Origin of the sequence: Parabacteroides faecalis (assembly GCF_022809355.1) — a bacterium.
Lineage (GTDB): Bacteria > Bacteroidota > Bacteroidia > Bacteroidales > Tannerellaceae > Parabacteroides > Parabacteroides faecalis.
The window spans coordinates 133929-149873 of sequence record NZ_JAKZMM010000001.1 but is presented as its reverse complement, the minus strand read 5'-3'; the positions used below and the strand labels follow the sequence as shown (position 1 = coordinate 149873).

At 42.7% G+C, this 15945-nt stretch carries 12 protein-coding genes; 7 read left to right on the top strand and 5 right to left on the bottom strand.

Annotated features, from left to right (window positions below; genetic code table 11):
* Positions 1 to 2: 2 nt before the first annotated feature.
* The gene (locus tag MUN53_RS00625) at positions 3 to 674 is read right to left on the bottom strand and encodes a DUF2461 domain-containing protein (RefSeq protein ID WP_243322955.1); all 672 of its coding nucleotides are present in this window, start codon (positions 672 to 674) and stop codon (positions 3 to 5) included.
* A 387-nt stretch (positions 675 to 1061) separates the two neighbouring features.
* Here MUN53_RS00625 and MUN53_RS00620 point away from each other — a divergent pair, with 387 nt between their 5' ends.
* The 7 genes from MUN53_RS00620 (at position 1062) to MUN53_RS00590 (ending at position 9676) form a co-directional block, all read left to right on the top strand.
* Positions 1062 to 2240, top strand: a complete 1179-nt coding sequence (locus MUN53_RS00620) for an ISAs1 family transposase (RefSeq protein WP_243322954.1) — start codon at positions 1062 to 1064, stop codon at positions 2238 to 2240.
* Between the two features lie 299 nt (positions 2241 to 2539).
* Positions 2540 to 3820: a serine hydroxymethyltransferase gene (glyA, locus tag MUN53_RS00615; RefSeq protein ID WP_243322953.1), complete on the top strand. Its 1281-nt coding sequence runs from the start codon at positions 2540 to 2542 to the stop codon at positions 3818 to 3820.
* A 41-nt stretch (positions 3821 to 3861) separates the two neighbouring features.
* Entirely contained in the window at positions 3862 to 6207 is a 2346-nt protein-coding gene (locus tag MUN53_RS00610) for a family 20 glycosylhydrolase (RefSeq protein ID WP_022455455.1), read from the top strand.
* Positions 6208 to 6339: 132 nt separating this feature from the next.
* A complete protein-coding gene (locus MUN53_RS00605; protein WP_243322952.1) occupies positions 6340 to 7020 on the top strand; it encodes a response regulator transcription factor in 681 nt (226 codons plus the stop codon).
* A gap of 2 nt (positions 7021 to 7022) precedes the next feature.
* Entirely contained in the window at positions 7023 to 8294 is a 1272-nt protein-coding gene (locus tag MUN53_RS00600) for a sensor histidine kinase (RefSeq protein ID WP_243322951.1), read from the top strand.
* Between the two features lie 94 nt (positions 8295 to 8388).
* A complete protein-coding gene (locus tag MUN53_RS00595; RefSeq protein ID WP_243322950.1) occupies positions 8389 to 8826 on the top strand; it encodes a PepSY-like domain-containing protein in 438 nt (145 codons plus the stop codon).
* 13 nt (positions 8827 to 8839) lie between these two features.
* Positions 8840 to 9676 carry a PepSY-like domain-containing protein gene (locus tag MUN53_RS00590; protein WP_243322949.1) on the top strand — a complete coding sequence of 279 codons (837 nt, stop codon included), beginning with the start codon at positions 8840 to 8842 and terminating at the stop codon, positions 9674 to 9676.
* A gap of 220 nt (positions 9677 to 9896) precedes the next feature.
* On the opposite strand, the gene MUN53_RS00585 is transcribed toward MUN53_RS00590, so the two are convergent.
* From MUN53_RS00585 to MUN53_RS00570, 4 genes are all read right to left on the bottom strand, one after another.
* Positions 9897 to 12617 (bottom strand): TonB-dependent receptor domain-containing protein, encoded by a 2721-nt coding sequence (locus tag MUN53_RS00585; RefSeq protein ID WP_243322948.1) that lies wholly within the window; start codon positions 12615 to 12617, stop codon positions 9897 to 9899.
* Positions 12618 to 12702: 85 nt separating this feature from the next.
* On the bottom strand, positions 12703 to 13740 hold the full coding sequence (locus MUN53_RS00580) for a FecR family protein (RefSeq protein WP_243322947.1): 1038 nt from the start codon (positions 13738 to 13740) through the stop codon (positions 12703 to 12705).
* 20 nt (positions 13741 to 13760) lie between these two features.
* Positions 13761 to 14267: an RNA polymerase sigma-70 factor gene (locus tag MUN53_RS00575; RefSeq protein WP_243322946.1), complete on the bottom strand. Its 507-nt coding sequence runs from the start codon at positions 14265 to 14267 to the stop codon at positions 13761 to 13763.
* A gap of 127 nt (positions 14268 to 14394) precedes the next feature.
* Positions 14395 to 15939, bottom strand: coding sequence for an arylsulfatase (locus tag MUN53_RS00570; protein WP_243322945.1), 1545 nt, complete (start codon positions 15937 to 15939; stop codon positions 14395 to 14397).
* Positions 15940 to 15945: the final 6 nt, after the last annotated feature.

Sequence of the window (15945 nt, the reverse complement as noted above, 5' to 3'; positions counted from 1 at the left end):
TATCAGATTCTTCCTAAAAATTCATCCACTGTATAATTCAGAAAACGATTGAATGGTAACAACAATTGGAAATCGGCTACGGTCTTCTCCATCCAGTCCGGTTGCGTAAAGAAGCTATCCGGTTTTTCCGAACAAACACAGAAATCTTTGTGCCGTAGTATTTCTCCGTAAGCAAAATCAGCCGGATAACCGACAGGCATCCGCTTTAACGTTTCACCTTCCAATATCGGATAAGTTGCCCGAAAGACAGGATCTTCCAGGATGGCTACAAATTCATCTATATGATCATAAATATCCCGGCGCAGCATCTTCAACAATTGGGGAGGCGGGCACCATACACCGCCCGACAACATACAATGTCCGGGTTCCAGATGAATATAATAACCTCCACGTTCACTGGCCCTTCCGCCCAGGGCGATATAAGCCGCAAAATGACTCTTATAAGGTGTCTTATCCGGTGAAAAGCGGATATCCCGATAAATACGGAACAAACAGCTCTTTGCCTCCACATTCTTTACCTCCGGATCAAACAACGCTATCCGGTTGATCAGCTTTTGTACATCATCAATAAAAGCGTCATGCAGCCGGTCATACCGAGCCTTATTTTCCTGAAACCAGATACGATTATTATTTTCTCTTAATTCCGTTAAAAATCGAATGATTTCTTCATTCATAATTCCCACATATTTAATTCCCGCAAAGGTAAAAAAATTCAATTACCAACCTGCTAATATGAATAAATACTTCGACATTCCTATGTAAAATTCTTTGTCCCCTGCATAAAAGTTTGGGTATATCCCTCCCAAATTATCCGGTATTCATCGAATTTGAGAAGAGAAATAAAAGTTCGTAACCGTCTGTCTGAATACGAAACCAAGCACTTTGGAGTATCGATGTCGTTAACAATTAATTTTTTGACAGATGTGCTAAAGCTTTATCATATATGTGCTAAAGCTTTTTGACTAATGTGGTCAGGGCTGACGCATTACAAACTTCCAGACCTTTTAAAAAGTATTTATCTTTAGAGAGTCAAAGGGATAATAATAAAAATCAAAGAAGTAATGGAAATATTTTCTATATTAGAAAAAGTATCAGATCCTCGTAGAGATCATTTGAAAAAATATAGTTTGGAAAGTATCTTTTATATTACAATATCCGCTGTTTTATGTGGAGCCGAAAGCTGGAATGAGGTAGCGGAATTTGGTCGTGTACGGGAAGATTTTTTCAGAGAACGGATAAAAGACTTCCAAGGAATTCCATCTCATGATACATTTAACCGATTGTTTTCATTGCTGGATCCCAAAGAATTAGAATTAGGCTTTCGCTCCTGGATACAGGATATATGCGGTAAATATAAAGGGATAGTTAATATAGATGGAAAGGAAATATGTGGAGCCAAAGAAGAAAAAAGGAACGGAAGTTTTGATTCTCTTCGAATGGTAAGTGCATGGTCTTCAGAGAACGGAGTAAGTCTTGGACAAGAGCGGGTTGATAAGAAAAGTAATGAAATAAAGGCAATCCCTAAACTAATCGAATCTTTAGACCTGCAAGGGTGTATCGTGACTATAGATGCAATTGGTTGCCAACATGAGATAGTCAAAGAAGTGACCAAAGCCCATGCCGATTATCTTATCTGTGTGAAATCCAATCAAAAGACTTTGCACAAGACAATCACGTCGTGGTTTAACGAAATAGACATGGAAGGAAACAAGGTGGAAGGCCACGGACACATTCCTTCCACTCGTTATCAGATGGCTTACAAAGAAGAAAAGCGAGCTCACGGACGGGAAGAGAAACGCTTCTGCCAAGTATATAATAATGGTTGTACAGCAGCAGTATTAGGTTGGGAAAATGCAAATTCCGTCGTTTGTCTGACAAAAGAAAGTACTCGTATAAAAACAGGAAAGACGACAATAGAGAAGCGTTATTTTATTACCTCTTTACCCCTGGATTCAGAAGGTATCCTGCAGGCCATCAGAAGTCATTGGGGCATAGAAAATAAGTTACACTGGCAACTGGACATCACTTTTAATGAAGATGATCAGCGAAAGAAAGGTAATGCCGCACAGAATTTCTCTTTGATAGCCAAGATAGCCATGACCCAATTGAAGAATAATCCACGTAAAGGGAGCATGACTATGAAAAGAAAAATGGCAGGATGGAATTCTGATTTCCTCGTAGAACTACTTGATGCAGACTGGAATCCTCCTTGTAATAAAATTGATTCCAATAAAAAATGATTGTAATGCGTCAGCCCTGATCCCATTACTTTTTAATTTTTTGACAACTGTCGAAAAGCTTTACTACATATATCGAAAAGCTTTTTGACAAATGTGATAAAGCTTTACCACATCTGTCAAAAAATTAATTTCTCATAGATTTTAGATGCCGATCTTACTATCAAGGTTGCTTTTCCACCTATTCTTGTTGGCTCATGCTCAATTATCTGACACGAAATGACAACGAACCGAAAAAAATAACTACATTTGCAAGTAATCTTTTATAAACTATACCATTCATTTACTAATCTTTTAAGGTAATGAAAAGAGACAACATCATTTTTGACATCATTGAGAAAGAACATCAGCGCCAGCTGAAGGGTATTGAACTGATTGCTTCAGAGAACTTTGTAAGTGATCAAGTTATGCAGGCAATGGGTAGCTGCTTAACAAATAAGTATGCCGAAGGTTATCCCGGAAAACGTTATTATGGCGGTTGCGAAGTCGTTGACCAAAGTGAAACGATTGCTATCGAACGCCTGAAGAAGATATTCCATGCTGAATGGGCCAACGTACAGCCTCACTCAGGAGCTCAGGCTAATGCTGCTGTTTTATTGGCCGTTCTGAATCCGGGTGATACTTTCCTGGGCTTGAATCTGGCTCATGGCGGTCACCTTTCTCACGGATCAGCCGTAAACAGTTCTGGTATCTTGTATCACGCTACAGAATATAATGTAAAAGAAGAAACGGGTCGTGTGGATTATGACCAGATGGAAGAAGTTGCTTTGCGCGAAAAACCGAAATTGATTATCGGTGGCGGTTCTGCTTATTCACGTGACTGGGATTATAAACGCATGCGCGAGATTGCCGACAAAGTTGGTGCTTTGTTGATGATTGATATGGCGCATCCGGCAGGTTTGATTGCAGCAGGTTTGTTGAATAATCCGTTGGAATATGCTCATATCGTAACTTCTACAACTCACAAGACGTTGCGTGGTCCGCGTGGTGGTATCATCTTGTTGGGTAAAGACTTCGAAAATCCTTGGGGAAAGAAGACTCCGAAGGGCGAAATCAAGAAGATGTCTCAATTATTGGATTCTGCTGTATTCCCGGGTATCCAGGGAGGACCACTGGAACATGTTATTGCAGCTAAAGCCGTAGCTTTCGGCGAAGCTTTGGAACCGGAATACAAAGAATATCAGATGCAAGTGAAGAAGAATGCAGCTACTATGGCACAAGCATTCATGGATAAAGGATACAAGATCATCTCGGGCGGTACCGACAACCACAGTATGTTGATCGACCTGCGCACGAAGTTCCCTGATCTGACTGGTAAAGTAGCAGAAAGAGCCTTGGTTGCTGCCGACATTACAGTCAATAAGAACATGGTTCCGTTTGACAGCCGTTCAGCATTCCAGACTTCTGGTATCCGTATCGGTACGCCGGCTATTACAACTCGTGGTGCCAAAGAAGAACTGATGGGTGAAATCGTTGAAATGATTGATACCGTTTTAGCAGCTCCTGAATGCGATAAGACGATAACAGCCGTTCGCGAGAAGGTAAACAGCATCATGAAAGAATATCCTATTTTTGCTTGGTAATATCTAACACAACTTTTTATTATTTCAAAAAACACAGAAACATGAAGAAGCTTCTTGCAACATTTTGTGCCGGTATGGCCTTATGTTTTTTAGCTTCGTGTGCCGAACCGCAAGGTGAAGTGAAGTCGTATAATCAGGGAATCAACATCATTCCTACTCCACAAAGCCTGGTTCAGCATGATGGATTTTTCCGTCTGGGTAGCAATACGGCCATCGCAGCGGCAAGTCCTGAAGCTAAAACTGTTGCCGAATTCTTTGCGGCAAAGATGAGAACAGCTACTGGCTTGAACATCCAGGTAGCAGAAAAGGGAAATATTCAGTTATCCGTAGATCCGTCATTGGATGTCGCTAACGACGAAGGTTATACGCTGGATGTAACGAAAGACGGTGCCGTTGTTGTTGCTAAGACGGCTCAAGGTTTGTTCTATGGTATGCAATCGTTCTTACAATTGCTGCCGGCCGAAATCGAAAGTCCGTCGAAAGTAAACGGAATTGCCTGGCAAGCTCCGGCTGTAAGCATCAAAGATGCTCCTCGTTTTGGCTATCGTGGTATAATGTTGGATCCTTGTCGTCATTTCATGCCGGTTGAGAATGTAAAGAAATACCTGGATGTATTGTCTTTATTCAAGATGAACCGGATGCACTGGCACTTGACAGACGATCAGGGCTGGCGTATTGAAATCAAGAAGTATCCGAAGCTGACTGAAATTGCTTCGAAACGTATTGATGGCGAAGGTACAGAACACAGTGGTTATTATACGCAAGAGGAAATCAAGGAGATTGTAAAATATGCTGCCGACCGTTTCATCACGGTTGTTCCTGAACTGGAATTACCGGGACATGAAATGGCTGCCATTGCTGCCTATCCGAACCTGTCTTGTAAAGGAGAACAGGGAACTCCGCGTGTTATTTGGGGTGTAGAAGACATTGTGATGTGTCCGGGTAAAGAAGATATGTTTACCTTCTTGCAGGATGTTATCGACGAAATGGTACCTCTTTTCCCAAGCGAATACTTCCACATCGGTGGTGATGAGTGCCCGAAGATCAGTTGGAAGAACTGTCCGCTTTGCCAGAAACGTATTAAAGAAGAAGGCTTGAAAGCAGACAGCAAGCACTCAGCTGAAGAAAGATTGCAGAGCTATGTCATCCAACGGATGGAGAAATACCTGGCAACAAAAGGCAAAAAGATTATCGGTTGGGATGAAATCCTGGAAGGAGGTCTGGCTCCTTCGGCTACAGTGATGTCATGGCGTGGTGAAGATGGCGGTATTGCCGCTGCTTTGATGGATCATACCGTTATTATGACTCCGGGCGGTAACGGAATGTATCTGGATGCTTACCAAGGAGATTCTAAGATCGAACCGGTAACTATCGGTGGTTATACGTTGTTGGAGAAGACTTACAGTTACGATCCGATACCAGATACATTGGTAGCTATGGGCAAGAGCAATTATATTTTAGGTGTTCAGGGTAATACCTGGTCAGAATACATGTACGACGAAGCCAAACGTGATTATATGGTTTTCCCGCGTATCCTGGCCGTTGCTGAAATTGGTTGGACGAATCTGGACCGCAAAGACTATAAAGACTTCGAACGCCGCATTGAGAATGCCTACGTTCGTTTGGATGGTCATGCTATCAATTACCATATTCCGCAGCCTGAACAGCCTAATGGTTCATGCAATTTCGTAGCATTCACCGACAAGGCTTCGCTGGAATTCAAGACAACCCGTCCGATCAAGATGGTTTATACCTTGGATGGCAGTGAACCGACTCCGGCATCAACAGCCTACACGGCTCCGATTGAAATTACCGAAACTACAACCTTGAAGATCGCTTCTGTATTACCTTCGGGTAAGATGAGTCCGATCCGTACAATCCAGGTAGAAAAGCAGTCGCTGGCTCCTGCCAAGGAAGTTGCGAAGACAACTCCGGGATTGAATATGGAAGTAACTGACGGCATGTATCTGAACGTTAAGGAACTGGAAGCAGCCCAAAAAGAAACGAAGAAATCGGTTATCAAAGACCTGAAAGAAATTCGTTCGGTTGTTAAGACATCCGAGTCTATGCGTGGTGTTAACCAATATGCAGCCGTTGCAACAGGTTATGTAAACATTCCGGAAGACGGTGTTTATTTCATTTCTTCTGATCTGGAAGAAGTTTGGATCGATGGTAAATTATTGGTAAACAACGGTGGTGAAGTAAAACGTTTTTCTCGTCATGACAGTTCAGTTGCTTTGGCAAAGGGATTACATGAAATCAAAGCTGTATTTTTAGGTCATATCATTGGCGGTTGGCCTTCTAACTGGAACGACGGAAGCATCAAGCTTCGTAAGTCGGATGCTAAAGAATTTACAGCGATTACACCAGAAATGTTATGTCATTGATTGTGTGTCTGAAATTCAGATAATAGGAAGCCAGCCTTTCGGGGCTGGCTTTTTTTATGTCCAAATTCTGCGTAAAATAAACTTTACCCAAAGTTTTTTATTACATTTGCTCCTATTCAAGTGGCTGATAACATGAAGATATTAATTATAGAAGATGATCCGTCGTTGCAGGAGATAATCAAGAAGTCTCTGGAAAAGGAACGGTATGTTGTCGAAACTGCCGATAATTATCAGGCAGCTCTATTGAAGCTGGACGATTATGATTACGACTGTATCCTGTTGGATATCATGCTTCCCGGTGGAAGTGGCTTGCAAATACTGGAATCACTCAAGAGAGAAAAACGGAAAGAGAATGTTATCATTATCTCTGCCAAAGATTCTCTGGAAGATAAAGTGGCGGGATTGGATTTGGGAGCCGACGATTATCTGGCCAAACCCTTTCATCTGGCCGAACTGAATGCGCGGATCAAGAGCGTGATCCGCAGGAATAATCATGGAGGAGAAAAACTGATTACATTGGATAATATAGAAGTTAATCCGGCTACGTTTGAAGTAAAGGTGAATCAACAACCGATTGATCTGAGCCGGAAAGAGTATGATATCCTACTCTATTTTATCAATCGTCCGAACCGATTGATTAATAAGCAGACATTAGCCGAATCAGTGTGGGGCGATCATATTGACCAGGTTGATAACTTCGACTTTATCTATGCACAGATAAAGAACCTCCGGAAGAAACTGAAAGAAGCCGGGGCTAATCCGGAGATCAAAGCCGTATATGGTATCGGGTATAAATTAAATACGAACAACTGATTATGAAACTTTTCTATCGCGTCATAGGACGTTTATCTGTCGCCTTGATTGTAATCCTGGCTATTTGGGCAGGATTGTTTTACTTTGCCCTGATGGATGAAGTCAATGACGAGGTAGATGATGCGCTTGAAGATTATTCGGAAGTAATCATTACCCGACATTTGGCCGGAGAGAAATTACCTTCTCATAATAATGGTTCCAACAACCAGTATTTCCTACAGGAGGTTGACGCGGCTTATGCGGCTTCACGTCCTCACATTCTCTATGCCGATTCGATGATCTATATAACAGAAAAGAAAGAAACAGAACCGGCCCGGATTCTGACGACAATCTTTCAGGACCGTAACGATCGTTTTTATCAACTGATTGTATCGACACCTTCCATTGAAAAGGCCGACTTGATTTCGGCTATCTGGTTCTGGATCATGTTCCTTTATGGTGTTTTATTGCTGACCATCTTGCTGATTAATATTCTGGTTTATCGGCAGAATATGAAACCTTTATACAAACTCCTGAACTGGTTGGATACTTATACGCTGGGGAAAAACAATCGTCCGCTGGATAATCCGACCGATGTAACCGAGTTCCGTAAACTGAATGAGGCTTTGATTCGCAGTACTTCCCATAACGAAGCTATTTATGAGCAGCAGAAACAGTTTATCGGAAATGCTTCGCATGAAATACAAACTCCGTTGGCGATCTGCCAGAATCGGATTGAAATGCTGATGGACGATGACTCTATGTCGGAACGTCAGCTAGAAGAATTGAGCAAAGTCTACCAAACTCTCGAGCATATCTCGAAACTGAATAAGTCGCTGTTGCTGATCTCGAAGATTGAAAACGGACAATTTCCGGAAAGTTCGAGGATACAAATCAATTCGCTCGTGCATAAATACCTGGAAGATTTCAAGGAAGTATTCGATTATAAGCATATCCATGTGTCTGTAGAAGAAAGCGCTTCTTGTGAGGTTTGCATGAATGAATCGTTGGCGTCTATCCTTGTTGCCAATCTGTTGAAGAACGCGTTTGTCCATAATTCAACAGACGGACAAATTGATATCCAAATATCTGCTCATGATTTTGTGATCAGCAACACCGCCGAGAGCGGCGCTTTAGACGAGAAACAAATCTTTACCCGTTTCTATCAGGGGAAGAAGAAAGAACAATCTACCGGATTAGGCTTGGCCATTGTCGATACGATTTGCCGCTTATATAACTTCTCTATACATTATTATTATCAGGAAGGAAAACATTTTTTCCACTTTTCTATCTGAAAACTGAATAAAAAGCCGAAAATTTCAAATTCTTTTCAGAATTGACCTCCATCTTTGTCTTAGAAATTAAACGAAAGTATAAGGAGGATTTGAAATGAAAAGAATATGTATGACTTTAATATTGGCAAGTACGTTGTTAATACCCGTTCATGCCGACGACGATAAACCCATCCAGTTCTCGGAATTGCCACAGACTGCTCAACAGTTCGTCAAGCAGAACTTTGCAGACAAGAAGGTGGCGCTTGCCAAAATGGAATCCGATTTCTTCGGGAAGAATTATGATGTCATCTTCGTGAATGGTGACAAAGTTGAATTCGACCGTTCGGGTAATTGGGAAAAAATCAAATGTAAATACAGTCAAGTGCCAGCTTCTCTGATCCCGAATCAGATTATGGTTTATGTACGGGATAACTATCCAGACAGCAAGATCATTGAGCTGGAGAAAGAAAGAAACACCTACGAAGCCAAACTTTCCAATGGCTGGGAACTGAAGTTTAATAAGAATTTTGAATTAATTGATTTAGATAAATAAAATGAAGAGAGTTATGAATATCAAGTTGTTTACGATGATTGCCGCAACAGTATGCGGAATGAGTTTTGTAAGTTGTGATGACGATGACAACATCAATGTGTCTAATCTGCCAAGTGCTATCCAGGAAGAGTTTTCAACCAAGTATCCGAATGCCCAGATTGAGGAATGGGAACAGAAGAACGGTTATTCGGTCGTTGATTTCCGCTGGGATGGTTTTGAAGCCGAAGCTTGGTTTGGAACAGATGGTTGGGTAATGACGGAAACAGACATCCCTTATCAGTCGTTGCCGGAAGCTGTAAGAACTTCGTTCGAAGCCAGCCAGTATGCCAACTGGAAGATAGAGGATGTTGACAAAGTAGAACGTCTTAATACAGAAACGGTTTATGTGATTGAAGTGGAAAGCGGAGAAACTGAATATGACCTTTATTATTCGTCGAATGGAATTCTGATTAAAGACCAGCCGGATCAGGGCGGTAATGATAATCCGTATCTGCCGGAACAGACTCCGACCGACATTGAATCGAAGGTAAAAGAAATGTATCCGAATGCGGTTATCATCGAAACGGATCGAGATAACGGGAACATCGAGGTGGATATTATCGACCAGAATATCGGGAAGGAAGTTGTATTCAATTCTGCCAACGAATGGATTTATACCTCTTGGGATATTCGTCCGAACGCATTGCCCGATGCAGTTAAAACAACGGTTACGACCAACTATCCGGACTATATGATTGATGATGCCGACTTTTATGAGACTCCGACAGGCAATTATTATGACATAGAAATTGAAAAGGGTGACAAAGACGTGCACATCAAGGTTTCTGAAAGTGGAGAGCTGCTGAAATAATCATTTTCTTCTCGTCTTGGGAAAATAAGATCTGAAAAACGCCGTGGTTAATACTTCTTAAGTGTAAGAAGTGCTAACTACGGCGTTTTTTATGCTCCTTTTGAAAAAGGAGTGCTGTCAACGGTGTTTTTTGTGCTCCTTTTGGAAAAGGAGTGCTGACAACGGTGTTTTTTATACTTCTTTTGGAAAAGGAGTACCATCAACGGCGTTTTTATCTGAATCAGAAACGATTTAATTCAGAATCGATGTTGGAATGCTTTTCCCGGCGTTTTTCCGAACCGCCAAAGGTGTAAGTGAAGTTTAATCGGACCATACGCGATTCTCCATAGCCGTAATTGATGGATTCGAAGCCGCCGAAGTAATTCATACCGTCGCCCCAGCGGTTGGACCAGAAAATATCTGATACCGACAATTTGACAGCTGCTTTTCCCTGACAGAACTTCTTCTGAAAGCCAATATCCACAAAGCCGGTCGGATTCATAACTTCCGTCGAGCCACCCAGCCGTTTGGTCAGATATACACCCAACACTTCCGAGCGTATGCCCCAAAATAAGGGAAATGAGGTCTGCAAAGAGAAATTTCCGGCCCAGCGTTTCCGCTGATAATACCGCTGCGCGTCGAATGCCATTTGATTATCCAGATAATAGGCATTTCCCGAAAGTGTCAGATTCCATCCGGGCAATAACCGCAGACCCTGCGAAACCGAGAAGCCCCAATAGGATTGTTCTCCCAGATTACGGGGTTCCATCACGATTTTGTCCGGTCCCAAGGTGTCGGTTACCTGTACTTGGTAATCGGTCGTATGGGAATAAGAAACTTCTACCGAAGTCCGGTCGTATTGATATTGCAGACTGATCCGGTTCGTTTTCTGAGGTTTCAGGAACGGATTCCCTTTCCAAGTCGATAAACCGTCAAGCGCTTGCTCGATCGGGTTCAAATCCGAATAGACCGGACGGTCGATGCGCCTCCCGTAACTCAACGACCAGCTTTGTTTCTCGTCCGGCTTGAATGTAACACCTGCCGAAGGGAAAAGATCCACATAATCCCGCCGCACATGGCTTTCTTCGTTCGTGCTCCCCGCTACCGGCATCAGATGGGCATCCGAATGGGTATATTCGGCACGAAGTCCCACGTTGGCATTCCATTTCTCCCCAAAATGGAAATCATATAAAAGGTAGGCAGCCAGAATTGACTCCAGATACGAGAAATCGTTGGAAATATCCTTATCCAGCACGTCTTCCTCAGGTAATACTTGGAAATATTGATACGTATTCTGTGAGGAAACATTGGAAAACTTCATGCCACCCCGAATTTCTCCTGGACCGGCAGTCTCAGTATAATGGGCAGACAAGGCATACAGATGGATGTCTCGTCCGCCCAACGACCGATAATTCCCGACAGAATCCAACACGCCATCCGGCGAATAATAGGTATTGGGCTGATAGATGCGTGAATTTCCATCGAACCAGCCATAATCCGCATCGAAAGTAAACGTCCTTTCGTCCGGTAACTCATACGTATAATTGAAGTTGAAGTTATATCGGGCCGCTTTCTGGTGTTCATACTGGCTTTCCGAAGCCAGAGAATACAAGAGGTGGCTGCGGGCATAATCATCATACACATTGGTGTACGTATAGATTGAACCCGGACCGAATACAAAGTTCCCCGTTCCTTGTACGCCGATCGCATGATGTTCTGCCAATTGATAATCCGCACCGAGAGTTGCCGCTACCGTATTCCGCTTATCTGTATCTGTGGATTGGCTGTCGAAGAGTTTCCCGTTCTGCTTCCGTTCACTGCCGTAATACAAATTCGAATGGCCGAAGTTATGGCTGTAATTCCCATAGATATTCCATTTCCCCGTAGCATAGTTGAACGCCGTCTCCAGATTCTGCTTCGGATTGAACCAATAAGCCGCCCCGACGTTCATCATCATCTGGAAGCCAGCCTCTCTCCTTTTCTTCAGAACAATATTCAGGATGCCACCCGAACCTGCCGCGTCATACTGCGCAGACGCGTTCGACATGACTTCGATTTGCTTGATATTCGCAGAAGACGTCGATTTAAGCAGATCCACGATTTCTGCCTGCTGCATATACGTTGGTTTGCCATTCAACAAGATCAAGATGCTACTCCTTCCGTTCAGACTGATGGTCTTGCTCTCTTCCTGGACGGAAATTCCCGGCAACTGCTTTAATACATCAAAAGCATTGGAGCCTTGCGCATTGATGCTATTCTCTACATTAAATACCAACTTACCGGGTTTCTGTTCGAGTACCGGCTGTGTCTTCTCTCCGATCACCACGACTTTTTCCAATATCTGCGATTCTTCTTCCAAAACAATTACGGGAAGATCCCGCTCTTCTCCAACGTTCATTACCGCAGAGAGATAAGGTTTGTATCCCAGACAAGTAACGGATAAACGCATATTTCCCGGCGTACAGGGAAAAGAAAACCTTCCTTGCGCATCCGTAATGGCCTGGTTGACGGGCTGCCCTTTTGCGGAGTCAATAAGACAGACAAAAGCAGCTTCTATGGCTTGATGTTGCTTGTTGATGATTCGTCCTGTTATTCCTTCGGCTTTCTTTCCTGCCGTACCGGTCTCGAGTGATTGTATTCGAGGTCTGTTCTGTTTTTTCCGGATGATAATCAAGTTTTGTTTGCGGATATAAGTCAGCGGTAAATCTGTTAAGAGAGAATCCAAAGCTTCTTCGATTGTCGGTTTCCACTCCGTCATCTTTACCTGAAATTTACTGACATCATCATATGTAAAGACAAGAGTCTGTCCGTAATGGGTTTCCAACGCCTTCAATGCTTCGATTAACGAAACGCGATCTTCCTTATAATACTCCTTGTTGAGACAATCGACTTCCGGCAAAGCTTGTATCCACATACAGCTACCCCACCACAAGACCAGCGAACAACCGATAATTCTTTTCATGATTCCTTCTTTTAAGTTCCATAGAAAGGCATTCTAATCGTGCCTTTATGGTAAATACAGGTAAAATGAAAATCGGGTACTGTATTTATTGCACAAAAATGGTATTTTCTTTCTTTACCAGCCGAAATCCACCCAGTTCATTCAGGATTTCAAGGATATCATCCAGTTCCAATGAACGTTTACATTTGAAATGAAGATTTCGTGTCGTCGCTTCCGGATGAAGAACCGTTACATTGATATTATACCAGCGCCCTAATTCACAAAGGACTTCCGATAAAGGAGCGTCATCAAACGAAAAGTATCCGGATGTCCACATCGGACGAGACGTCTCTCCTTTTTCCTGAATGATAATCTGTCCGTCTTCCAGCAAAGACGCATCATCTCCCGGCTTCATGATTTCCGGGGTATTTGTAGCTTCCGATTCAATAGCCAGGCTTCCGGTCAGCAAGGTGATATGTATTTGTTCCTGCTCGTAATGCCGGATATTAAAGCTTGTTCCCAATACACAGGCTCTGGCTGTTCCTGCCTGCACGACAAACGGATGTTCTTTGTCTTTCCTGACTTCAAAATAAGCTTCACCCTCCAATGTAGCAAGTCGTTTCTCCTTCTGCGTATAATTCAATCGGCTATGCGCGTTTAAGAGCACTTGACTGCTATCCGGCAATATCACCCGAAGGTTTTTCCCCGATGGTGTTTCTATCGTATAATGATCTTTCCCTTGATAGGTTTCATCCAGTAAATTCAACTCATCCTTTACAATAACTTCCATTGATCCATCCGGACTAGTCAGGATACATCCTGTTTCTTCTTTAGTGGCAGTAAATAGGTTATAGCTGGAGGTTCCTGATTCTGATATGAAAGAACGGTATCCGATTACGGCAATGAAGATAACAGCTGCAGCTCCTACCATTGCATAAAGAATGCGTTGTCGGTTTGTCCGTTTCCTTTTACGGGAAAAATCTTCCCAAGCTCGATCTGCAGGGAACATCTTTTCAATATCTTGCTCAGCACATATACGTCCGGCCTCCCGTAACAACTGGACATCTGTATCGGACAAGGATTCAAATTCCTTTTCCGAGGTTTCTGTTTGGTTCCTTTTGTCTTTTTGATCTTTTTCTTCCATAACCACCATGATTGTTGATTTTATTCAGACTTCCGTACGGCTTCCCGTAATATTTTTAAGGCTTTCACGATATGTTTCTTGACGGCATCGGGTGTAATTTGTAATTCCAAGGCTACTTCTTTATAAGTCTTATGATGAAAGTAACATTGGCTCAATATATATCGGGTTTTATCCGGTAGCTCTTTACAGACGGATTCTATCTTTTCCAGTGTCCGTTCTTTGTCTTCCCAATCCATTTCTTCCTCAAACAAATCTAATTCTGAGAAAGAAGTTCCATATTGTTGTTGTACTTTCCGATGTTCCAGCAAGTTTAAACATCTGTTTCTAATGCTTTTCATCAGATAAGTATCTATAGTATCCATCTGAAGCGTATGAAATTTGTTCCAAACTATCTCGAAGATATCATTTACGACGTCTTTTGACTCTTCTACATCGTTCAGATATTGATAAGCGAGCCCGCATAAACGAGAATAATTCTTCTTAAACAGTTGTTCGAAGAGGCTTCTTTTGTCCGATTGGTTCAACATTTATGGAAAGGTATAATAAAGGAAAAAAGTTCCTGAAGTAGCATCTGCTCTAGTGGGACTGTCCCACTAATACGGGTAGTTCATAAACACCTGTCTTGATGTGTCAGTCTCACTAGAGCTAGTGTGTCTATTCAGGCAACGTTACTTTAAAGTCCGGACTTTCGATGTGCTGTTTTGCAATGACTTCTTTCATTTGCTGAACAATATCCGGATGTTCGGCAGCTACGTCATGATCTTCATGCAAATCGGTAGCCAGGTTATATAAATGTGGCTGGCCTTTCTTGACAACCATTTTCCAGTTGCCCATGCGGACACCGATTTGATCGGTCTCTTCAAATTCCCAGTACAGGAAATCATGCTGCTTCTGTCCGGCTTGCCCTAATAAAGTCGGAGCAAACGAAATGCCATCGAAATAATCTACCGCTTTTTCCGGATTCATGTATTTAGCTACATAATCCTGTTCTCCTATCAGATCACAGAACGTAGGCATGATATCGTAGAATGCACAGATATGATCATTCACTGAACCTGCTTGAACTTTTCCTGGCCAACGGACGATAAACGGTACACGAATACCGCCTTCATAACACTGACGCTTCAATCCTCTCAGTTTGCCGTCCCTACCAAAGAATTCCGGATCAGCTCCGCCCTCTTCATGAGGTCCGTTATCACTCGAGAACATGACAATGGTATTCTCTGCCAAGCCTTTCTTATCCAGCAATTGCATGATTTCACCTACATAAGTATCCAAACGGGTAATCATGGCAGCGAACTGGGCATGTGTATGCATTATCGGATTATATCGCGAACCTTCTGAACCCGGATAAGATTTGTCGTTCTGGAATTTCTCCATGTAATACTGTACAATCGAATCTTGCGGTTGTACCAACTCGGCATGAGGTAAAGTATAAGTCAGGAAGCCATAGAAAGGTTGTTTCCCGTCTTGTTTACCAATCCATTCCATCGCTTGCTGGTGTATCAGATCTGCCGAATATTGAGTACGGTTGCGGTAATCATCACCATACATGGCATGTTCAATATTCTGTTCCAAAGGAATACGGATTACCGCTGTATCTCCTGCCGATTTACTATACCGGTTCATGAAGTTCGGATAATATAAATGAGCCTGGAATTGGCAGATATATCCGTAGTATTCATCGATTCCTCGTTTATCGGGTGTTGATTCCGAGCCTTCATAACCGCCTGCCCATTTACCAAACATACCTGTTGTATATCCATTAGCTTTCATGATTTCGGGAAGAATGATATGAGCGGTATCGTAAGGCATCTGCCCTGTCACCGTGTATTCCTTATTCTGTCCGTACATCATTTCGCCACTCCAGTATTCCTTGTTTCCACGGATCTTGCAATGTCCGGTATGTTGTCCGGTCATCAGCGACGCTCTCGACGGGGCACTGACAGGACTTCCGGCATAGGCCTGCGTGAAAAGCATACCTTCTGCAGCCAAACGGTCCAGATTAGGCGTCTCAATGTATTTCTGTCCATAACAAGCCAAATCACCGTATCCCATATCATCGCATAGAATGAAGATGATGTTTGGTTTCTGTTGTTGCTCTACGGTTGTCTTTTCCGAAGTTTTGGAATGACATCCGGTTCCTAACGCTAAAATGATTGTGCCTGAAACCAGCACAACTGAGTTTGTTTTATTCATATATAT